The sequence below is a fragment of the Halolactibacillus halophilus genome (genome assembly GCF_900115605.1).
In the GTDB taxonomy this organism is placed as follows: Bacteria; Bacillota; Bacilli; order Bacillales; family Amphibacillaceae; genus Halolactibacillus; species Halolactibacillus halophilus.
On record NZ_FOXC01000005.1, the window covers coordinates 73,114 to 94,195 of the forward strand.

The following is a 21,082-nucleotide window of genomic DNA, read 5'->3' on the forward strand; positions in this document are numbered from 1 at the left end:
AGTTATGCAATCGCTTACAAATATAAGTGTACATGTTTTAAATCTTTTTGACAAGAAGAAATGTTCGAATAGTCGAAAAGAAAGACAGTGATTTTAAAACCTGTTATAATAGGACTATATTTAAAAGGAGGGGTGATTTTGACTGAATTAATTAAATGGATTACGTTTATATCGATAATAGCGCTTGCGCTAAACGGTGTGCGGTTCTTTCTTGATAATCAACGCAATCGATTGCTTCTCTTTTTATTTTTCTCATTTAGCTTTTTGTCATTTCAAAGTTATTCACTTGATGAATATTACCTAATTGTCGTTCTGTACCTAGTGACTGGCATGTACACACTAAACATCAGCGGGCTCATCGCCTCAAGTATTGTCATTTTGATTCAACACATACTTTTGCTTGATTCATCATGGGTGCTCTTTAGTCTTTTCATCATCATGAACGTTGCGATTTATCTGATTGGCACAAAAGCATTGAACCATTTCCTGCAATTACGAGAATGGAAGAGGAAAATGTATCACAATACCAAACAGCTCACAATTATGAAAGAGATCACTTCAGCAATTCAACAGACCGATGAGCTTGACCGCTTGTTACATATTATTGTGACTAGTATTACCGCTGGACACGGGTTAGGTTTTAATCGATGCCTTGTCTTTCTAAATGATAATCAGACTGGAACGATTCATGGCATGATGGGTATTGGTCCCGTAAGAGGTAAAGAAGGATTTGAGAAATGGAATGAAATAGCGGCAAAAAAATACCGTTTAACCGACCTATTGGAACGGATGGATGAGGAACACATTGACCCTGAATTAAACGAGATTGTTTCCTCGCTGTCATTTCCACTTGAAACGAATACTTTATTTTATCAAGCGCTACGCGACGGAGAGGATCGGTTACTAAATCTAAACGCAACAAATGATACAATTTTACGTGAATTATGTGATTATTTTCATATGGGTGACGTTCTTCTTGTGCCAATGGTGTACCAAAATGAAAAGATTGGTATTTTACTAATAGATAATCCTGTTACACATAAGCCGATTACACCAGAAGAAATTGATAACTTAATGCCGCTTGCCCTACAGACAGCTATCGCAATTCATCAACTCAATATGTATCAAAATATCAAACAAATGTCTGTGACAGACGGTTTGACTAAGTTAAAAAATCAACGGGCTTTAAAGGATGATTTAGCGCATATTTTCTCTGAAAAAAAGCCCAAGTTTGGCATGGTGATGATTGATATTGATCATTTCAAGCATTACAATGATACGAATGGCCACTTGTTAGGGAATGTCGCGTTAGAACAACTAGCGAAGCTATTAAAAGATCATATCAGTAACATTGACCAGAGTTACCGCTTTGGTGGTGAAGAATTCTCACTAATTTTTATGAATGTCACACCAGAAGAAACGTACCAATTAGCTGAAAATATTCGCGAATTAGTCGAACAAACCATTTTTCCAAATCAGGAACTGCAGCCATCTAGTAACTTAACGATCAGCTTAGGTGTCTCTCATACCGATTTGATTGAAGAACAATCTGAAGAAGCCATTCTTCATACGAGTGACCAAGCTTTATATCTAGCCAAATCAAGCGGGAAAAATAACACTGTCCTCTATCAAAAGGAGGCATTATCATGAATAACTATTTACTGTTTACGATTCCTTTCTTTTTATTGTGGCTAACGAGCCGGATAGCTTATCAATATTCAATGACAATGTTTGCGATGATAAAACTAAAAGCATTAGATCAATCACTCAATCAACTCTATTACTCCTTTGAACAAGTCGTTTATTTTTACAATCAGACCACCCGTGTAAAAGCGATTAAACAAATGAATCGCAAGGATATTCACCTGCGATACGACTATCACCCCTTCATCTTTACTGAACTCACCGGCATTTATATTGAACTCAGACATGAGCAGACATTAACACTTGCCTACTTACCGATTGACCAGTTTATGTTGCCATATTTAGACCAAAAGATGCAAGAAAATGCGCTTGATTATCAATCGAGTAAGCGGATCAGCATTGCGAAATTATTTCACCCTGACACAAAAAAGAAGTTAATCGATGAAGTGTACAATCAAATGACCGTTGGACGCTATAGTTAAACAGGCAACGTCAATCAGTGACGTTGTCTGTTTTTATAGTCCTTTAGTTCATAACTTAGTCGTTCATAAGTTTGTGACCTGGACGAACAGAAAAAGCCACCAGACAATGTCTGATGACTTTTGATTAACTTTATTAACCTTTTGTTGCGCCGGCTGATAGACCAGAGATCAAGTATTTCTGTAAAAATAGATACACGCTTGCAATTGGAACTGCGATTAAAATCGCACCAGCCGCAAATCGAGTAAAGTTGTTTGAGAACTGGTCATTAACAAAGTTAAACAGACCAAGTGCTAACGTGTAGTTCTCTGGGCTACGTAAAATAATACGTGGCAAGATGAAGTCCATAAATGGATTCATAAAGTTAAACAATGCGACAACCGCAAGGATTGGTTTGGCAAGTGGTAAAAGAATCTGGAAGAAGATTCTAAAGTGACCGGCACCGTCCATCTTAGCTGACTCATCTAACTCTTTTGGTAACGTATCGAAGTAACCCTTAACTAGAAAGGCGTTCATTGGAATATTACCACCGATATAAATGATAATGAGACCAAGTAAGCTATCAAGTAAACCGATTGTATTAAGTAAGATGTAAAGTGCCACCATCGCCATTAATACTGGGAACATTTGCAGCAATAAGAACGCATATAAACCATATGTCCGTCCTCTAAAACGGTAACGGCTGAATGCATAAGCGGTAAAGCTAACAAGCAATGTCCCGACTGTTGCTACAGATAAAGAAACAATTAAGGTGTTTTTATACCACGTTAAATAATTACTACGCGGATTGGTAAAGAGCCATTCATAGTGAACGAAGCTCCAGTTTTCAGGAATAAGTGATGCACCGTAAAGATTAGAACTCGGATTCAGTGACATACCAAATGCCCAAAGAAGTGGATACATGATAATCACAAACACAAGCGCAATTATCGCATACATCGCGACTAATTCTAAGGTGTTTTTTGTTTTTCGACTCATTGGTTGACTAGCCATTAGTATTGTCCCTCCTCTTTAAACGAGCTTGAGCGACGGAATTGGAAGAATGCAAATGTCGCTACAAGAAGACCTAAAATAATTGAAATCGCAGCCGCTAAACTGTACTGTGAGTTCGTAAATGTTAAGTTGTAGATCCAAGAAATTAAAATATCGGTACCACCAGCAGATTGGCCACGCACAGGCGGTCCACCACCGTTGAAAAGGTAAATGATATTAAAGTTGTTAAAGTTAAACGTGAATTGTGTAATGAGCAACGGTCCGGTCGCAAACATTAAGTGCGGGAACGTAATGAACTTGAATTTTTGCCAGCGACTTGCACCGTCCATATCAGCCGCTTCATACCAGTCAGTTGAAATTCCTTGTAAGACCCCAGTGAAAAGAGCAAAAACAAACGGGAATCCAAGCCAGACTTGAATCATAATGAGTGCTACTTTCGTCCAATTTGCCTCTGTCAACCACGGAATGGCCGTTCCAAACAACGGTTGAATAATATCGGCATTAATCGCACCAAAGTTATCATTAAAAAGTGCAGTAAAGATAATAATCGTTACAAATCCAGGTACGGCCCATGGTAAAATCAGAACGGTACGGATAAACTTCTTAAATTTAAGACGTGGATCATTTACGAGAATGGCTAGGAACATTGCAACAGCGATGGCTAATGTTGTTGCCATAAATGTCCATATCAATGTCCAAGATAATACGCTAAAGAATGTACTTCTTAATTCACCAATGGTAAAGAGGTCAATAAAGTTTTTAAAGCCTACCCAATCAAGGAGCGCACGTGGTGGCGCGTTGTATAATGAGTAGTTGGTAAATGCTAAGAATCCCATAAATAATAGTGGGAATAATACAACGAAAATAAGTAAGAATAATCCAGGTCCTACAAGTAAATAGGGAAAACCTTTATCCCAAGCATTTCTAAATCCTTCTATCACACCGGGTACTTTCCAACCCATTTGTAGTTTCTTCGCATCACTTCTCGCATCGAGAATATTTAACACGTAGAAAGTCACAAAGAACGTAAGAAAAATCAGTGACAGAATACCTTCACTTAAAAATACCCGTGAATCATCGACACGTTCTTCTACTCCCAGAGTCATAAGACCTGTCACACCAGTAGATAGGAAATCAAACATCGCAATCATAAATGCTGCGAAGAGGACAAAAATAACAGAGCCTTTGATAAAACGTCTATTATACATTTGACCAAGGCCAGGAATGATTGATAGGAGTGCTGCGAGTGTAGGGTTTTGTTTTGTTTGTTCTGTAGCTTCGGTCTTTTTCTTATTTGTAGCCATTTTGCCTTTCCCTCCTCAGTAAAAGTAAAAGGGGATTGAGTGTTAGAACTCAATCCCTCCCACTCTAACTTATTGTTCCATTAATGCTATATCTTCTTTAATTAACTCAACAGCTTCGTCAAGTACTTCTTGTGGGTCTTCACCTTGAGAGATGAATGTTAATGCATCACCAACTGGTTCCCAAACTTTAGACATTTCAGGAATGTTAGGCATTGGGTGAGCGTATTGTGTTTGATCAAAGATTGCACTCATAAACTCATCTTCAATTTCAACGGCTGTGTGTCCTGGAAGTTCACCCGCAACGTTATAGTAAGTTTCTGAACTGTCAGCGTTTGTTGCAAATAATGCAAGTTCTGTTGCCCAGTATTGGTTTTCAGTATAGTAAGAAACTAACCAACCTTTGTTACCAGAGAATGAATTTAATACTTCGCCATCAACTTCTGGTAATGTTGCAATACCTAAGTCATCGCCTAAAGCAGCTTCATAATCAGGAATTGCCCATGGTCCATTAACAACCATACCAACGCTTCCATCCATGAATAGACCGTTAATAACATCTGCGTCAGCACCTTGTGGGATCAAACCTTCGTCAAACCAAGATTGGATTGTTTCCGCACCAGCAACCGCACCTTCATTGTTTAAGCCAATATCACTAGCATCATAACCACCATCATCGTTTTGACCGAAGATGTATCCACCTTCACTTGTTAAGAATGGATAGACAAAGTATAGGTTAAGTGCTTCCATAATGAAGCCATATTGACTACCACTATCATCTGTTAAGTCACGTGCAATTGTCATTAGTTCATCCATTGTTTGTGGCGCTTCTGGAACTAAGCTTTTATTGTAGAATAAAGCGTACGTTTCAACAACAGCTGGAATTCCGTATTGGATACCTTCATAGTTAAAAGCATTTAATGCTTCTTGGTTGTATCCTTCTAATTTTGCTTGTTGTTCTTCAGTGAATTCTAATTCAGCTGCTAAACCTTGCAAGTGAATATCTCCCATACGGTCATGTGGTTGGAAGAAAAGATCTGGGCCTTGACCAGATGGACCATCTAAACTCAAGCCTTCTGTTTGGTCAAGCATACTGTATGGCGTTACTTCAATCTCAATACCGTGTTCATCAGTAAAGCGAGCAAAGATTTCATCATAAGCATTTAATTGTTGTTCTTCGTCGTTTACCCAAACTTTTAATGATTCAGGTTTCTCTGGAAGATCTGAAGAAGAATCATCTCCTGCATCTTCGCCTTCTGTATCTGTTTGTTCTGAATCTGTGTCTGTTCCACCATCATCAGTTGCCTCATCATCGCCACCACAAGCGACTAAAAACATTGACAGTACCAACATAAGTAAAGCTGTTAACCAAAATGATTTACCTTTTAACATGTGTGTTTCCCCCTCTAAAATGAGTAATTAGATTTGCATTTCATCATGCATTCTCTTATTTCCTTTAACAAACGATGTTTCAAACCGTTTTTGAAAGAAATTCTAATAAACTGAAGTTTGGCAGCTTACGTATGTAGCTTATTAGAATGAGAAGCTTAATGTCCTGCTTGAACGATCCTAACAAAGTCAGTTGCTTGCGCAAATTGTGAAATCGCTTGCACCGTTCAATAAATTCATTATACTATTAAACGCTTACAAATGACAACCCCTTTTTTAAAAAAAGTTAAAAATAATTGTAAACGCTTAACTTATTGTTATTTCTCACATTGTCATTCTGACAAACGTCCTGCAGTTGATTCTAATGAATTCACATTAGATGTGAGTGCTTGTTGACGTTTTGCCTGATCTTCAATAATATTAGTCACTTCTTTGATCTTTTCTTGCAAACCGGTTGCACCATTAGCGAGCTCTGTCACTGACGAAGCCACATCTTCAATCGCCACGTTAATTTGTTCAACGGACTGATTGATTTCGGATTGTTCCTGTGTTAATTGCTCATTATCTACAGCAATTGTTTCAAAAAGTGCGGTTGATTGTTTTGTTTGATCTAAACTTTGACTTGTTTGAACTTCAAATGTTTCAAATGTTGTTACAACAGCTTCAACTTCATCAAGTAAAGATGCGAGTACTTCTTTCGTTTGGTCACTAAATGTATTTGTTCCTTGCGACAGTTTTCTAATTTCATCAGCTACAACCGCAAAAGTTCGACCTTCTTTACCTGCTTTTGCTGCTTCAATAGAAGCATTGATCGCTAAAAGATTGGTTTGGTCGGCAATATCATCAATCCCTTTAATAAAGGATGTAATGTGATCTAATTTACTTTCAATCGAATCAATTCGCTTTTTCGTTGATTGCGTTTGTGTACTTAAATTATTCATCGTACTTTCTAATCCTACCATTAAAGCTTTTCCGTCATTTGAGATTGTTTTAACCTCTTGTAAGCGCGTGTTCATGTGATGCATTGACGTCTGAATTTCTTCTGCTGATGCTGAAACTTCTTCCGTCGTCGCAGAAATAGTCCCAGTTGAATCGGTTTGTTTTTCCATTTCTTCATTAAAAGCAAACATCATTTGTTCAATCTCTTCCATACCTTGCATTTGGTCATTGGATTGAATCGACGTTGTTTTCACAACATCAATAACGTCTGCGGCGACCGTTTGACTTCGTTTCATTAATTGATCGAGCTGGTTGCCCATCTCGCTTAATCTCATATCGATTAAACCAAATTCATCATGACGCGTTTTGCTCTGGGTGAAACTGAGATTACCTTCATGGTAATTTTTAATCCGGTCCATAACATAACGAACCCCGTTCTTTAAGCTGCTTGCAAACATCAATAAACTCACGAGCGGTACGATAATTAATATGACCAGCGCACTCATAATAACAACACTCGACGTTTGAAGTGCGGTTTCCATTTCTTCAGTTACGGTTTCTCGCTCACCTGCGAGTTGGTCGACAATGCGACTGTTTACACTTTCAATTAACTGTAAGTTACGTTCAATGATTGGTGTCACCCGCATCGCAATCCGAGCTTGTTCATCCCCTACAAATATACTCGTGAAATTCTCCTCATAGATACTACGATAATCCGCTATTGCTGTATCTAAGTTGACAAAGTAATTATGTAATGGACTGTCCTCAGTGATGGTTTGATTGAGTTCATCAAAAATGATACGCGCGTTACTAATGCTTGATTCCGCACCTTCTGCCGCTGTCTTATCATAACCTGAAGATACGAGTTGATAATATTTTATACTCGTTGTATTCAACTCGGTAACTAAGTTAGAAAATTGTTGTTGAAAGCGAGCAGACTGATCAAGTGATTGACTCGCTTCTTCTACTTTGGAAGAGTAGGTGAAGATCATCACTGCCGCAATCACACAGATAAAAACAATCAATGTGATTAAACCATACAATCGGTGAATTAACTTTCGATCCTTTGTTTTCTTGTTTGTATTCGTTTTTACTTTGTCTTTCTTAAAAAAACGAATCGGTTGCCTAATGGTGTCTGTTTTCATTCTTTTAAACGCCTTCATTCCCTCACCCCTATGTGTGTAATGAAAGGAATCATTTCATCATTCACTTTCTAGTTTCAATGCGCAAACGATTCCATGGGAGTAGCATATCACTTTTTAGTAAAAAAGACCATACCTTTTTTACTACAACCACATCCTTTTTTTGTTTTTTTCTTCACTGCTTATATATTAACCGGTGTCTTTATTAATTTTCAGATAATAATATGGGGGGAAATAGGGACATGACACAATCATATTCGACTAAGAAATCGGTGAATACTCATACCATCTAAATAAGTTAAAAAGCCCACAACAAAGCGGATGAATCGCCTCATCAGTCGATTCACCCGCTAAGATATTGCTATATTCAAACTACTGTTATTATTATGTTCTAGCTATTACCATCACGCATCATCAAAGCGATCGGTTACCGCCCCTAAAGAACTACAACTTACATTATGAGCGTATTTACCTAGTACGCCGCGCTGATGAAGTTGTGGTCGTTCCCACGTATCAAAACGGTGTTTAATCTCATCGTCATCTACATGAAGGGTCAGCTCTTGCGTGACTGAGTCAATGGTGATCTCATCATTTTCTTTTACAACCGCAATTAAGCCTTCATCCATGAGTTCCGGTGCAATATGACCAACAACCAGCCCGTGTGTACCGCCAGAAAATCGGCCATCAGTGAGTAAGGCTACTTTTTCACCTAAGCCCTTTCCAACAAGAATCGCAGAAATAGACAACATCTCCGGCATCCCTGGTCCACCTTTTGGTCCGACACCGCGAATAATTAAACAATCGCCTGGATTGATTTCATTATTCATAACCGCTTCCGTCGCATCTTTTTCTGACTCGAAGACACGCGCCGGTCCACTATGGTGAGTAACTTTCACCCCAGACACTTTAGCAACCGCTCCGCGCGGAGCTAAGTTACCCTTTAAGATGACAAGTGGACCTGTCTTTCGGTACGGATTGTCAAATGACCGGATAATAGCTTGATTAGCTATTAAACTAGGGAAATCTTCTAAGTTTTCTTTTATTGTTTTACCTGTAACAGTGAGACAATCACTATGCAAGTAACCATGTTCAAGCAACAACTTCATTACAGCTGGAACGCCACCGATTTCAAATAAATCTTCCATCACATATTTACCACTTGGTTTTAAATCAGCCAAGTGGGGCACTGTTTTTTGGAGACGATCAAAATCATCCATCGTAATATCGACATCTATCGTATTTGCAATCGCCAGTAAATGCAAGACGGCATTTGTCGACCCTCCAAGTGCCATCACGACAGTAATCGCATTTTCAAAGGCTTCTTTTGTCATTATATCTTTTGGATATATGCCTTTTTCTAACAAATGATACACCGCTTCTCCGGCTCTTTGTACATCGTCATATTTTTCTTTTGATTCCGCTGGATTAGAAGAGCTTCCCGGGAGACTCATGCCCATCGCTTCCACAGCGCTAGCCATTGTGTTAGCAGTATACATCCCGCCGCAACTTCCAACACCCGGACAAGCCGCACACTCAATGCCGTGTAATTCCCCATCTGAAATATCGCCATTATTATGTTTACCTACCCCTTCAAAAACTGAGACAATATCCAATTTTTCACCATTACGATAACCCGGTGCAATCGTTCCACCATAAACAAACACGGCCGGCACTTCCGTCCGGCTAATCGCAATCATACAGCCGGGTATATTCTTATCACAGCCACCAATGGCCACGTATGCATCTAAATTCTCAGCTTGAATCACTGTTTCAATCGAATCAGCAATGACATCTCGACTCGGTAAGCTAAACCGCATTCCTTGCGTCCCCATTGAAATACCATCGGAGACCGTAATTGAGTTGAAAATCATTCCCGTTGCTCCGTTTTTCACGACGCCTTCTTTTACTTTATCAGCTAGACTATTTAAATGCATGTTACACGGGGTCACTTCACTCCATGTACTCGCTATACCTATCATTGGTTGTTTAAAGGATTGATCGGTTAATCCAACTGCCCGGAGCATCGCACGATTTGGCGCCCGTGTTGTTTCATCAAAAACATGACTCTTAATGCGTAAATCCTTCTCCATCACGTTCACTCCATTCCTTTTTCTTTAACTATAACGTGCACAGACTGAATTTTCAAACTTTTATGTTAATTCGAACGGGTTTTTCTGTATTCTTTTATACTTTTTTACTCGCGTTTTTAACTACGGGTTTATTTCTATTTTAATGTATGTTGCACCATTCACTAAATTCTTTAGAGAGATTTCTTGTAAAATGTTTAACGCTTACATTTTTCGGTTAGATACATGATAAGAACAGAAAAAATGATTGAATGGAGGCTTTTTACATGACCATCAAGAAAATAATCAAAAAACTCGAAAGTTTATACTTAGAAAGTCCAGAGAAAATCTTTACGATGTATTTAAACACCGATCCTACTGACCCAGACCAACAAGGTGGCGAATGGCGGATTCATTTAAAAAATGGACTTAATCGTTTTGAAAAATACTTAGATACAGAAGATAATAAAGCTGAATTAAAAAACTTTCAAAAAGTTAAAAAAGACGTGAAAGATTTCTTTAAAGAAAATGAATTAGATTTAAAGAAAAGCGTTGTGATTGTCGCGACACCCGATGAAGTCATTTATAGTGATATTCTACAAATTCCTGTAGAAACAGAATTCTTTTGGGAAGAGATCGCGAAAGTTGACCAACTTGTAAGACTGCATCAAGAATACCCAAAAGCGGGTGTGATTCTAACTCAAAAAGAAGCGATTCGTCTCGTTGAAACAGAATTAGGTAAACTTATTGATACGGTAATTTACGAACTTGATTTAGATACAGAAGATTGGCGTAAACATCCAGCCGCAAGTCGCAACCATACATCAGCTGGTGCGAATGCGGGTAAAAGTATTAACTTACGCGAACAATTTATCGCTCGGTTTGAGGAAAATCGAAAGCGTTGGTATAAATCGATTACACCGATGCTTGATAAACTTGCCAAAGACCGTGAGTGGGATTATATATATCTCATTGGTCCAGCCGAAGAAACACATGAATTGGAAGAACTAATGAACAAACCCATCAATGCTTGTATCGATAAGAATATGTTAGATGAGCATCATGATAAAGTCATTAAAGCCGTACACGACCAATAATCAAGAGGAACTGCAGCGATGCAGTTCCTCTTTCTATTTCTTAAATGACCAGCCACATTAAACACAAAGGAGGTTGCTTAGATGGTTGCGTATTTGTTAATCCGTTAAATCCTGAAACGTAGATCTATCTTCATGATTTACGTTGCCTAGCCACACTTCTCTACACTCCGCAAAGGTAACAATGAAGCCTAAGCATCGTCATTTAACTATATGCGTCATTACGCCCTCATCCCTTCCGGCTGATTTTAGGCGGTTTGTTTCAATTAAACAGTCCTTATTTTGGACGTGATTAAACGCTTAAACAAATGTCTTACCAATCCCGTTAGCGCCTCCGGTAATAAATGTTACCTGGTTCATGGACTGCTCTCTTATCTGTTAAAATTGTCTCTAGAAAATATTTATGCTAGCCGTTAATCTCTAGCCCGGTATACTTTAACAGTCAGATGCTCATCTTCATAAGTGACTTCACCTTGGTCGACAAGTGAACCGAGTAAGTTTAGTTCTGAGTAATTGCGATGCTCACCGAGTAATGACCAGTAATAATCTTCATATTCGACTTGTCGCTCGGCGTTTAGGACGTCATATAGTTCTTCGACGTCATCTGGTTGTTTACTGATCTGACCAACAATCGCAATACTCACATGTTCTTTCCCATATTGCACATCAATTTGTACATCAATAATATGATGCATAAAGAAATAGCTTAACAATTCATTGACAATTTTAATGACTTTCATCCGTTCGCGCGTCATTTTTTCCGCCTCCGTTTTTTACGATTAAGTGAATCAAACATAGGGACAAGTAAAGCTGCAACAAAGCCACCACTAAAGCCGTTATTATATAAATTCATCCCACCATGCAGCATGCCCACATTCATTACCATAGAAATATGAACAAAACCAGCGATCATACCATAGATGGGACCATAAGCACCGGCGATAGGAGCTAAAGTTGTACCAAAGAGGGCAGCTAAGATGGCGCCGGTTGACGAGACGTCCCATACTTTTAGTAAGGAAGATAAGAAAACGCCAAGCAAAATGGGCCAAACGTTTTGAATGTGCTTACCAAATGCCCCAAACCCAACGACAGTAAAAATACCTCCAATTGTTGGTCCATTTATCTCACCACCCACAAGTAGAATGTAGCCAAGTGATAAAAACCCGAGTAAAGCCATATTTATTAAACTAACGCCAAAGCCATTTAAAAAGACAAAGTCGGTAACTAAACGACCCGAATGTTGCAGCAGCTTTCTATAGGAACTTTTTCGAAAGCGATTAAATATAAGACCAAGCAACAACATGATGAAGAAAAAAATAGAAAAATATATTAAAAATGGGGTATTATAGCCCTCTTGTGCGAGTAAGACAACTGGGGTATCCAAATTAAATGACCTGAAGATCGCCATCACAAACATACCAATCATTCCAGCTGTAAAACCAATGTTGTATAAGTTAAAACCTTGATGAAACGGAATGAAGTGATTTGCAAGAGGAGGTAAAATAAAGCCGACAAATAAACCGAAACTAATTCCTAACGGTATCGACACATATAGTGGAAAGTCGAAACCAAAGCTGACTTGACTTACTAACGGGCCAAGTGCCGTACCAAACAAAGCTGGTAACAACAACTTACCAAGTACTGTTTTTTGATAGCGCCCCCGTAAGTACACACCCCCTATGATTGGAAGCACGTTATAAAGGTTTTTACCAAAGAAAGCAAATCCCATAATAGTAAATGCCGCCGCAATAATAGGGCCATTCATATGAACATTATTTCGATAGCTAAGGGCAATCGTTAACAGCATGAGTAGCCCTGCGTTAAAAAAGCTAGCACCAATATTACCAACAACCATATAATCTGTGATTAATATGCTTGGACTCTTAACAATATCACCTAAACCTGTAAAAATCTCTATGGGTGTATTAAAGATAAACCCACTTAAAAGAATAGTCAGCGCAAAAAAGCTAATGACCGCATATTTAATCGGATCATCTAGTTTCAAACCACGATTGCTCGCTAGTTCTGTATTTTTACGCCTAAGTATTCTAAACCATCGCCAATTCTCCAATTAAAACGCCCCTTTATTTATTTTCCTGTTGTTATTTTTTACATTCCTTTTTCTCACTAATAATAAACGTGTTTTTCACATGCTGGTATACAAGGGTTACAGGACCTATCAATCCCTCAATAGCTTCATATGACTTTTCTTAAAAAATGCCCCGGTTCTAAAATAGAATCAGGGACTTTGTATTTTATGCATTAAAGCGAGTCTGCTTCAACTTTCTTAGTTATTACTAAAAATCTACCTACTTTGGTTTAAACGTGATCAATCGGTGATCACAGATATATTTTTCGATAACAGATCCAATATAAATAACAAAAGAACCCTTGAATATCAAGGGTTCTCGGTAGTGACTTCGACTGGGCTCGAACCAGCGACCCCCACCCTGTCAAAATAAACTTAATCCCTTTTTAGTAATTCTATAATTTAAAAACCGCTATTATTGGCGGTTTTATTTTTTTATTAAGTTTACTAACTATTAAAAAATGTGGTCATGTGGTCAAAATGTGGTCAATCATGTTTTTAGTGGAGACGATTAGCATAAAATGAAATCTACTCTTTTTTAGAAAAATAAAATTGTTTATACCATTTATCATCTTTTTTGTCAAAAGTGATCTCTATAAACAATTGGTTAGAAATTGATTTATTTAATCACTCTGTGAATTCATTATGAAGAAGTCGTTTAATTTTTGAAAATATGCAGGCCGACTATTTTTTCAAGAACCCATATACAACGTATAATTCTAAATGCAACAATTATCAACGACCAAATGGACAACACAGTTAAACAGTATACCGGATTAGAATCTTTATCAAAGATTAGGCTAATTAAAGAAATCAAGAACATGACCCCTAAATATTTGCTAGTACTGAAAAAAATTGTAAATATCGTTTTGTAATGCTTACTTCTTTTTAACTGTTCCATTCGCTCATTTGAACTAGTAGTCAAAAGTACTGAAAGCCCCGTTATTACAAACCCGATTAATGCTCCTGATAACGTTGCCAATGTTCCATAAAGCATTTCTCTAATGCCATCTAACTTATCAGATAAAACTTCAATACCAACATATTTATAAAAAATACCTACCATCACTGCAATCACCAATAACGATATTATTAACTCAATTCCTAAAAAGTGAGATCTGTATATGCGTTTCATTATTAGCATCAACCTTCTTTTAGAAATTTCCCTTCAACTCCAAATAAGCTTCGTTAATTCTCTCGAACATACTTTCAAAGTCAACTGATCTGCTTCTTTCACCTATTGTTGTTACCTTTTTCGATGTTATCATTTTATCTTCTAATAAATCAAATGTTTTGTTATTTTTCTCAGATAAAGATTCAGCATCAACTTTCATCCTGTTTATTTTTTGTCTATTATCACTAGTAGAAAGCAAATCTTTTAGACTCGATTTTGAAAACGGTAATGGGAAGCCTCCTCTAGAGTATTTCTTTTTTCTCAGGATTACCTCGACTGATTCAGCATCAGAAACATTGGCTGCTGATTCAAATGCACTATATAAATCTCTATCCAAGTTCTCTAAAACAGATAAATCATTCCTTGATATTTCCATCTGAAAAAAATTGATTTCACCTACATCTTGAAGTAATGTATCTAGGTCTTGGTTTAAAATTGGATTTAATTTTATAAATTCAAAAGGGTTAGAAGAGTGTCTACTTTTTTCTCTTAAGTAAGCACTGAGCCCTGTTGCTCGAGGACCAAAAAAATTAAATTCTACTCCTAACACATCATCCGCAGGGTAATAAATAAAATGTATTATTTCTGCCAAACCGCTATTCATTGGTATTTCTAAGGGTTTTAAAACTCCAGCCGTCTCAATCTCCGGCAAAGCACTTCTTCTGGAAATTGCAAACCTTCCTTGAATAGAGTCGGCGGAAATATTTGTATCAATTAAAAAGCTTACATCATTATTTAAATAATATTTAAATCTTGACCTTTCATGATCACCTTTTAACTCTAATTCAGCGATATTCTTAAAAACTTCTTTCGGGTTAGAATGCCTTTGAAAATTATTTGTCCCAGGTTGTAATTCGGAAATTTCAAAACGGAAAAAATGTATTTTTCTAATTATTTCGTTATTACTCATATGATTTTTCTCCTCCTTTGTGTCTGCTATACTACATACTTCGACAAAAAACTCGTGAATTCCTGTTTCATAAGAAAATTTTTCAGAATGTTTTCCTTATAATATAGCAGGATATTTACTATCGAATACAGAATATTACATCACAAGACAAAAAACTGAGGAGAATTGAAATGAATCATAATTATTGGAAAGTCGGCATGTATGAATGCGGGATGATTACTCAAAGTTTTAAAGTTGATTCAGAATCAGAAGCTAAACAGATCGCCGAAGGTTGGTCGAAGTTTAATGCGCCTATGGAAATATTTATTGTTTCGGATAATGGGACATTCTTGAACAGAGATGGTTATAGTCAAGTGTTTAAGAGTTGGTAAGTATTTAATTATGCAAAGCAAAGGACTAAATTACCTTAAACAAGATGTAAACGACCAAAGGATGGAGTTTTTTAAATGTATGAATCGTTTTTAACATCATTACCTGCGTTGATTGGAGTATTTATAGGTGGCACCATTACTTTCATTACGCAAACCATGTCAGATAAAAGAAATGAAAAACTTCAAGAAAAAGAACGTATAGAGAACGTACGTATAAGGAAACTAAGAGTTTTCGGTGAAATTATAAGAAATGAAAGTAATAGCCCTCTTATATATTCTGATCGTCAAGGGGCCATATTGGAATTCGATTGGAAACTATATTCAGATAATAATAGAAATATTTTATACGATAATATTGAATTGTTAAACAATGAAATCATTGAATTAATATTAGATATGGATTTCAACTATGCAAAACTCAATTTTTTAGAAGAAGATGAATTTGGTTTTATAACCAAGTCTATATATGATGATTATTCAATCATTCTAAATATGATAAAGGAAGAAATGAACCAAATTATAAAGTAATTCAAAAAAAGCCCCTCACGCTATGTGAAGGGACTTTTTATTTGGCAAGATTAAATAATCAAATTTTTATCATTTTTCCAATATGTTCGCTATACTCACATACTTCTGAATATACCTTTTCCATCATCTCTTCTGGCGTTAAATTGTTATGTGCTCCTGGCAAAAACAAGTGATATGGGTCAAGTGCAATCGCCTTTAAAATATGCTTAGAGTGTCTTTGTCTATCGTCAGTTTTAGGCTTAATAACATAAGTACAAATCACCCTAAACGCACCCCTACTCCCTAATAAGCTTTCTGTTACAATAACGCTTTTCCTGAAATAGTCACAATTCTCCTTGAAAAAGGAAGCGCCTACATATTCACACAATATCCCCTTTATTCTTTGTTTGTTTTTCCCCTTATAGTCAATCGGATCGCTACTAGTTAACAGTAAGGAAGGGTCACGGTTTAACTTTTCCAAACCAATTTCTACATTCGAATCTATTGCTTTTTCTTCAAGGGTTGGAATCATATTTGAAAACATGAATTCAGGCAAATTAATACTGGTTTTAACTGATTGATCCATTTCGACTTTCGGCTTAACTTTAATAACGTTTATTTCATAAGGATTATAACTCTCTGTTACCAATTCTCTAACATTTACTATAGATTCACCTTGCTCTTCATTATTTAAACTATCAAAATGAACATCAATATTATCAAACATTACTTCTTTATATACCTTTCATTGTATTCCTTTATAATGTCAGCGTTATCCATAGGGATATGATTTAAGCCTTCTTTATACTGATCCATCCAACACTTATCTTGATGTGTCCTATCGACTAAGCTAAAATCATCAATTTCATTAGTTTGCTTGATTATACTGTCAATGAATTGTTTAATATTTTTACCTTCAGGTGTATGATCAAGCATTTCTTCATCTTGAGAGTCTTCGTAACAACCTTGTTTTTCATCGTTATAAACCTCAACCTCTACAGGTCCGTATCTCCACGCTTCAAACTTCGCATTAAAGAGTAGTTTAGGATAGCTTTGATTATCAAACTCATCATCTCCATTGTCTTTTGTTTCTGACAAGTTACCATATGTTGCACCGTAATAAGCAAAAAGAAGGTATAAGGTTTTTTGAATTTTTATTTTCGTTGGGTTAGATAATTTTAAGTATAAATAATTAACTAAATCATCTTTATTATCAAATACATAATTAGTTCCCATGCTAAATCCCTCCTATATAATACATTACCCATTCTCTCAGTTTTAACTCAATATATCAAGTTATTTATATAATATGTAGCCCTTCATTAAAAGTGAAGGGCTTTAACTCTATCTATTTAAACGTACCTGCATTTAATCGTTTTTGAAGTTCTTTAACGACTAATGACGGACGACTTAAGTTATTATCTCTAACAGTACCTAAATACGCTTGTAACGCACCAATTGTTACAGGCCCAAGCAAGCCATCTTGCTTTACTTTAACTAGCTTTTGTAATGCCTTAATGACTAAGCTGCCTTTTTTTTCGGTACCAAATTCGACTGTTGTTCCATACAGTGCTTCCGTCACCTCATTACGTGATTGGTCACTCAAGATACCATCTTGTACAGTACCCAATGCTTTTTGTAATGCTTTAGTTGTTGCGTTACCCCATTTACCATCAACAGCTAAACCGGATGTTTGGGCAGGATATAAATCTTTTTTCAAGTATTGTTCTGGATCAACAGCGTTAGATTTTGCCATATTCCACAATCCGCCTTTGTGGATTTCAAAATGCAGATGCTGACCAGTCGAATTACCTGTTGAGCCCATCTGGCCAATCACATCACCTTGCTTCACTCGTTGGCCGTCTTTAAAACGACGTGAGTTTTCGCGCATGTGCGCATAGACAGTTTCCCACGTTTCTACATTAATAGAGTGTTCAATCATGATTGTTTCACCGTACGATGTAGATGTATAGCTACGTCTCACTACGCCATCAGCCGCTGCGTAAATTGGACGTGTGCCACTCTCTGCAATATCAATACCATTATGTTTAGATTGTGCTTCGCCCGTGATTGGATGTCGTCTCCAACCAAATGGGCTTGTGATACGTTTTGTGTCAGTTGGCCATATAAATGTTTTTGCCATATTAAGTCTCTCCCTTTTTAGTTAAATTAAAAAGATGCTGCACTAAGCAACATCTTTAGTCATACCGTCACGTTTTTTTATTAACTCAAACAACCCTGTTCCCGATAGACCTGCGAACCCACCGGCCCACAACCGCAATACCAACTCAAAATCCGTAAACGGATAAGCGATTGCGCCTACTAACAAACCAACAATTAAACTAATTAACGGTAAGTAATTTTTAGATATATTAACCGTTTTCTTGACCAGTTCTACTACCGCTGTGACAATTGGCAACAGTAAAGTAGCAAAAACTAATACTTGTTCCATAGGTTTTCACCTCCCCTCAATTATAAAATTGGTTAAGCATAACAATTAGTGTAATTAAAGCAAAAAGCCATCCGCCCCAATTGCGAATAGCTTCAAATACGGTTGATTTACCTTTATTAATCCCTTGAGACTCTTGTACCTGTTTCTTAACTTCTTCAATTTCTTCTCTAACTAAGCCAACTTCTTCTCTCAGTCCGTTATATTGCTTTATTACCGCACGTGTTTCTCTCATCTCTGAACGTAAATCTTTGAAATCACCAGAAATAGCGTTAATCTGTTCAAATAAATCTTTGTTTGTGTACCACTGTTCTTGCATAATCGACCTCCTAACTAGATATTTAAGTAAACAAAAAACACCTCAATCGAGGTGCTTAAGTCCACAAATTAATGTAATCAATAACTTGTTTTTCACAATCAGTGCTTAATCGGAGAGGCATTTCTAGCCTAAGACCTCTTTCTACTTCAATAAAGGGGATTGTATTTACTTTCTCATTGTAAAACTTTGACTCTACTTTCGAAAAAATATTGTCTCGTTCTGATTCACTCTTGAATTCCCATTCTTCCATACTGTGTGGTGCTACTAATCTAATTATTGGTTTTTTGCTCATAAAGCCGTCCTCTCTGTTTCTCCATATCTTGAACTAAAGAAGGAAAACTAAAAAAAATTTTTAAATAGGACAAATAAAAAGTAAAAAAATAGAAATAAAACAACCGTTTTTGTCACACTTGAAACAATCCAAAAAATTCTTGTTTTACAATATTCGCTTTTATAATTACCATAATCATGATGATTTACGTCTTTTAAATATTTAATCGCAAATTCTAATGCTTCCTTTTCAACAGGATAAAATGCATAGAGACACTTCCTATAACGTTTATTAAACAAATTCATTTTCAGCCATTTGTTATTATCTTCATATTGTTTTGCATGACATAATTCATGAGCTAGCGTGCCGACACTACAATCATACACACAGACAACTCCTGATTCACGATATATTTCAGGTAATTCATCAAAAAGAAATGCCCCACTAGAACTTTCTTTATAACCTTTAGGAAAGTGTTTTTTTACAAAGTTTCTAGCCTCATTACCATACATCATTTCAGGTAGTGATTTTAAAGAAAGTATTTTAGCGATGTTAGATGCATGGTCTTCTAATGAAACCTTTTCTTCTTCACACATTTTATCACCTCTTAAACTATTATATAGTTATAATCGGACATTTAAGAGATAATGTTAAGAGAAATGGATAAATTTATATAAATATTAATTTATCTCACCATTAATAACACTTAAAGCATGATTTTTAGACAGTTCCTCAAGCTGCGCTATCGCTTCATTACCTGCATATTCTTCAGCCGTTAATTCAAATGTACCGCTCACATTAACGCGTCTCTCACTGTCCCTGCCCAAATAACTTAAAGATACATCCACTAACTCACCTTCGCTATAGCGCGTGTTAACCGATCTAATTTCAAACTTCATTTTCAACATCTCCCTCATTTGATTCTTTGATTGTTTTAATTTCATCTTTCAAACGATTATTTTCCTCAGCTAAAATAGCAATCTTCTTATTAGCTTGCGCTAATTGATTTGACCATTCCGCTGATAATAAATCCGTTACACGATTAACATCTTGTTTCATTTATAACACCCTTTCTATTTTTAACCTACACCTACAAGTGCCATACCTACGGCATAGACAAATGCACTATAATTACCGGTAGAATACACTGTTGAATATTGATGTGCTCTGCATCCAGTCGACGACGGAATGTTAACGATATCAGCCCAACGTCCGACTGCTGTCACGTTAAGTGCAACACTGATTGGATGTGAATCATCAAAGCTTTGCGGAAAATCAACATCAAAGACATCTGATCTATATACATTCCCCGATGTATTTGTACACGTGGTCGCTATTGGCGTACACCACACTTCCATCTTTCCACTTGAATACTTAATCCAGTGCCCTTTTGAGTTGGAACCTTTTGAAACAATCGTTTCAACTAAACCTTGATGAGTCGTAATCGGACCATCAAAGCTGTATGTTGGTGAGAAACCTGAATCTTCTAATCCAAAATTAATAACACCATTTCCTAAGCCTAAAACAAATTCACCATTCCACGTATAGTTACCTGTTGATATTCTCTCAGGCATTTTTACAGCTAAACCACTTCGTGAAAAGCCAGCGTATGACGGGTTAGAAGAACCGATGGTAACAAAGTCAGAGGTTAAATCACCCTCAAAACTCCCACTAGCACCCTGAAGTTGACCGCCAAATTTAATATTACCGTCAACTTTTAAGTCGGTAACCGTAACGTATCCTTCAAGGTTAATCTTGGAGGCTTGTATCTTAATTGTCTCAGCTGTTTGATTTATAGACGATATCACACCGTTTTTGTTAACCTTCAAATCAATTTCATCAGCTTGTTTGGACAGGTTACACTAAACTAGACTATTTCGTTAAGGTCGGTTAAACTTGTGGGACTAATCACCCGAGGGAGAGACCAATCATGGAAAAAAGAGC

24 protein-coding genes are annotated in these 21,082 nt (G+C 36.7%); 5 read left to right on the forward strand and 19 right to left on the reverse strand.

Annotated elements, in window-relative coordinates; translation table 11 throughout:
• The first annotated feature begins 138 nt into the window (after positions 1 to 138).
• Both BM098_RS03265 and BM098_RS03270 read left to right on the forward strand, forming a co-directional pair.
• Complete coding sequence (locus tag BM098_RS03265; protein ID WP_089830358.1) at positions 139 to 1,650, forward strand: sensor domain-containing diguanylate cyclase; 1,512 nt, start codon at positions 139 to 141, stop codon at positions 1,648 to 1,650.
• Entirely contained in the window at positions 1,647 to 2,126 is a 480-nt protein-coding gene (locus tag BM098_RS03270) for a hypothetical protein (RefSeq protein ID WP_089830360.1), read from the forward strand. Before BM098_RS03265 ends, BM098_RS03270 begins: the two co-directional genes overlap by 4 nt.
• A gap of 133 nt (positions 2,127 to 2,259) precedes the next feature.
• Here the strand turns inward: BM098_RS03270 and BM098_RS03275 are convergent, their stop codons facing one another.
• From BM098_RS03275 to ilvD, 5 genes are all read right to left on the reverse strand, one after another.
• Positions 2,260 to 3,102: a sugar ABC transporter permease gene (locus BM098_RS03275; protein WP_089830414.1), complete on the reverse strand. Its 843-nt coding sequence runs from the start codon at positions 3,100 to 3,102 to the stop codon at positions 2,260 to 2,262.
• A gap of 14 nt (positions 3,103 to 3,116) precedes the next feature.
• Complete coding sequence (locus BM098_RS03280; RefSeq protein WP_089830362.1) at positions 3,117 to 4,421, reverse strand: sugar ABC transporter permease; 1,305 nt, start codon at positions 4,419 to 4,421, stop codon at positions 3,117 to 3,119.
• A 69-nt stretch (positions 4,422 to 4,490) separates the two neighbouring features.
• A complete protein-coding gene (locus BM098_RS03285; protein WP_089830365.1) occupies positions 4,491 to 5,810 on the reverse strand; it encodes an extracellular solute-binding protein in 1,320 nt (439 codons plus the stop codon).
• Between the two features lie 329 nt (positions 5,811 to 6,139).
• Positions 6,140 to 7,909: a methyl-accepting chemotaxis protein gene (locus BM098_RS03290; RefSeq protein ID WP_234987399.1), complete on the reverse strand. Its 1,770-nt coding sequence runs from the start codon at positions 7,907 to 7,909 to the stop codon at positions 6,140 to 6,142.
• A 383-nt stretch (positions 7,910 to 8,292) separates the two neighbouring features.
• Entirely contained in the window at positions 8,293 to 9,978 is a 1,686-nt protein-coding gene (ilvD, locus tag BM098_RS03295; protein WP_089830368.1) for a dihydroxy-acid dehydratase, read from the reverse strand.
• 263 nt (positions 9,979 to 10,241) lie between these two features.
• On the opposite strand from ilvD, the gene BM098_RS03300 reads away from it, so the two are divergent.
• On the forward strand, positions 10,242 to 11,051 hold the full coding sequence (locus BM098_RS03300; RefSeq protein ID WP_089830369.1) for a VLRF1 family aeRF1-type release factor: 810 nt from the start codon (positions 10,242 to 10,244) through the stop codon (positions 11,049 to 11,051).
• Between the two features lie 410 nt (positions 11,052 to 11,461).
• Here BM098_RS03300 and BM098_RS03305 read toward each other — a convergent pair whose 3' ends face one another.
• The 4 genes from BM098_RS03305 to BM098_RS03320 all read right to left on the reverse strand — a co-directional run bounded on the left by BM098_RS03305 (position 11,462) and on the right by BM098_RS03320 (position 15,221).
• Positions 11,462 to 11,803 (reverse strand): hypothetical protein, encoded by a 342-nt coding sequence (locus BM098_RS03305; RefSeq protein ID WP_089830371.1) that lies wholly within the window; start codon positions 11,801 to 11,803, stop codon positions 11,462 to 11,464.
• A complete protein-coding gene (locus BM098_RS03310) occupies positions 11,800 to 13,119 on the reverse strand; it encodes a DUF1576 domain-containing protein (protein ID WP_089830373.1) in 1,320 nt (439 codons plus the stop codon). The genes BM098_RS03305 and BM098_RS03310 overlap by 4 nt, the downstream gene beginning before the upstream one ends.
• A 676-nt stretch (positions 13,120 to 13,795) precedes the next feature.
• Positions 13,796 to 14,272: a hypothetical protein gene (locus BM098_RS03315; RefSeq protein WP_089830375.1), complete on the reverse strand. Its 477-nt coding sequence runs from the start codon at positions 14,270 to 14,272 to the stop codon at positions 13,796 to 13,798.
• Positions 14,273 to 14,291: 19 nt separating this feature from the next.
• Entirely contained in the window at positions 14,292 to 15,221 is a 930-nt protein-coding gene (locus BM098_RS03320) for a hypothetical protein (RefSeq protein ID WP_089830377.1), read from the reverse strand.
• Positions 15,222 to 15,391: 170 nt separating this feature from the next.
• Here BM098_RS03320 and BM098_RS03325 point away from each other — a divergent pair, with 170 nt between their 5' ends.
• Positions 15,392 to 15,592 (forward strand): hypothetical protein, encoded by a 201-nt coding sequence (locus tag BM098_RS03325; RefSeq protein ID WP_089830379.1) that lies wholly within the window; start codon positions 15,392 to 15,394, stop codon positions 15,590 to 15,592.
• 75 nt (positions 15,593 to 15,667) lie between these two features.
• Positions 15,668 to 16,120, forward strand: coding sequence for a hypothetical protein (locus BM098_RS03330; protein WP_089830381.1), 453 nt, complete (start codon positions 15,668 to 15,670; stop codon positions 16,118 to 16,120).
• Positions 16,121 to 16,178: 58 nt separating this feature from the next.
• Here BM098_RS03330 and BM098_RS03335 read toward each other — a convergent pair whose 3' ends face one another.
• The 10 genes from BM098_RS03335 to BM098_RS03375 form a co-directional block, all read right to left on the reverse strand.
• On the reverse strand, positions 16,179 to 16,826 hold the full coding sequence (locus BM098_RS03335; RefSeq protein WP_089830383.1) for a hypothetical protein: 648 nt from the start codon (positions 16,824 to 16,826) through the stop codon (positions 16,179 to 16,181).
• Positions 16,826 to 17,335 carry a Panacea domain-containing protein gene (locus BM098_RS03340; RefSeq protein ID WP_089830385.1) on the reverse strand — a complete coding sequence of 170 codons (510 nt, stop codon included), beginning with the start codon at positions 17,333 to 17,335 and terminating at the stop codon, positions 16,826 to 16,828. Before BM098_RS03340 ends, BM098_RS03335 begins: the two co-directional genes overlap by 1 nt.
• Before the next feature lie 112 nt (positions 17,336 to 17,447).
• Positions 17,448 to 18,242 carry a M23 family metallopeptidase gene (locus BM098_RS03345; protein ID WP_089830387.1) on the reverse strand — a complete coding sequence of 265 codons (795 nt, stop codon included), beginning with the start codon at positions 18,240 to 18,242 and terminating at the stop codon, positions 17,448 to 17,450.
• Positions 18,243 to 18,284: 42 nt separating this feature from the next.
• Positions 18,285 to 18,551 (reverse strand): holin, encoded by a 267-nt coding sequence (locus tag BM098_RS03350; RefSeq protein ID WP_089830389.1) that lies wholly within the window; start codon positions 18,549 to 18,551, stop codon positions 18,285 to 18,287.
• 16 nt (positions 18,552 to 18,567) lie between these two features.
• Positions 18,568 to 18,867, reverse strand: a complete 300-nt coding sequence (locus BM098_RS03355) for a hypothetical protein (RefSeq protein WP_089830392.1) — start codon at positions 18,865 to 18,867, stop codon at positions 18,568 to 18,570.
• A gap of 55 nt (positions 18,868 to 18,922) precedes the next feature.
• On the reverse strand, positions 18,923 to 19,159 hold the full coding sequence (locus tag BM098_RS03360) for a hypothetical protein (RefSeq protein ID WP_089830393.1): 237 nt from the start codon (positions 19,157 to 19,159) through the stop codon (positions 18,923 to 18,925).
• 47 nt (positions 19,160 to 19,206) lie between these two features.
• Entirely contained in the window at positions 19,207 to 19,734 is a 528-nt protein-coding gene (locus BM098_RS03365; protein WP_089830395.1) for a hypothetical protein, read from the reverse strand.
• Positions 19,735 to 19,818: 84 nt separating this feature from the next.
• On the reverse strand, positions 19,819 to 20,037 hold the full coding sequence (locus BM098_RS03370) for a hypothetical protein (RefSeq protein ID WP_089830397.1): 219 nt from the start codon (positions 20,035 to 20,037) through the stop codon (positions 19,819 to 19,821).
• Positions 20,027 to 20,197, reverse strand: coding sequence for a hypothetical protein (locus BM098_RS13555; RefSeq protein WP_186819717.1), 171 nt, complete (start codon positions 20,195 to 20,197; stop codon positions 20,027 to 20,029). The genes BM098_RS03370 and BM098_RS13555 overlap by 11 nt, the downstream gene beginning before the upstream one ends.
• Positions 20,198 to 20,217: 20 nt before the next feature.
• Positions 20,218 to 20,946, reverse strand: a complete 729-nt coding sequence (locus BM098_RS03375) for a hypothetical protein (RefSeq protein ID WP_089830399.1) — start codon at positions 20,944 to 20,946, stop codon at positions 20,218 to 20,220.
• Between the last annotated feature and the right edge of the window lie 136 nt (positions 20,947 to 21,082).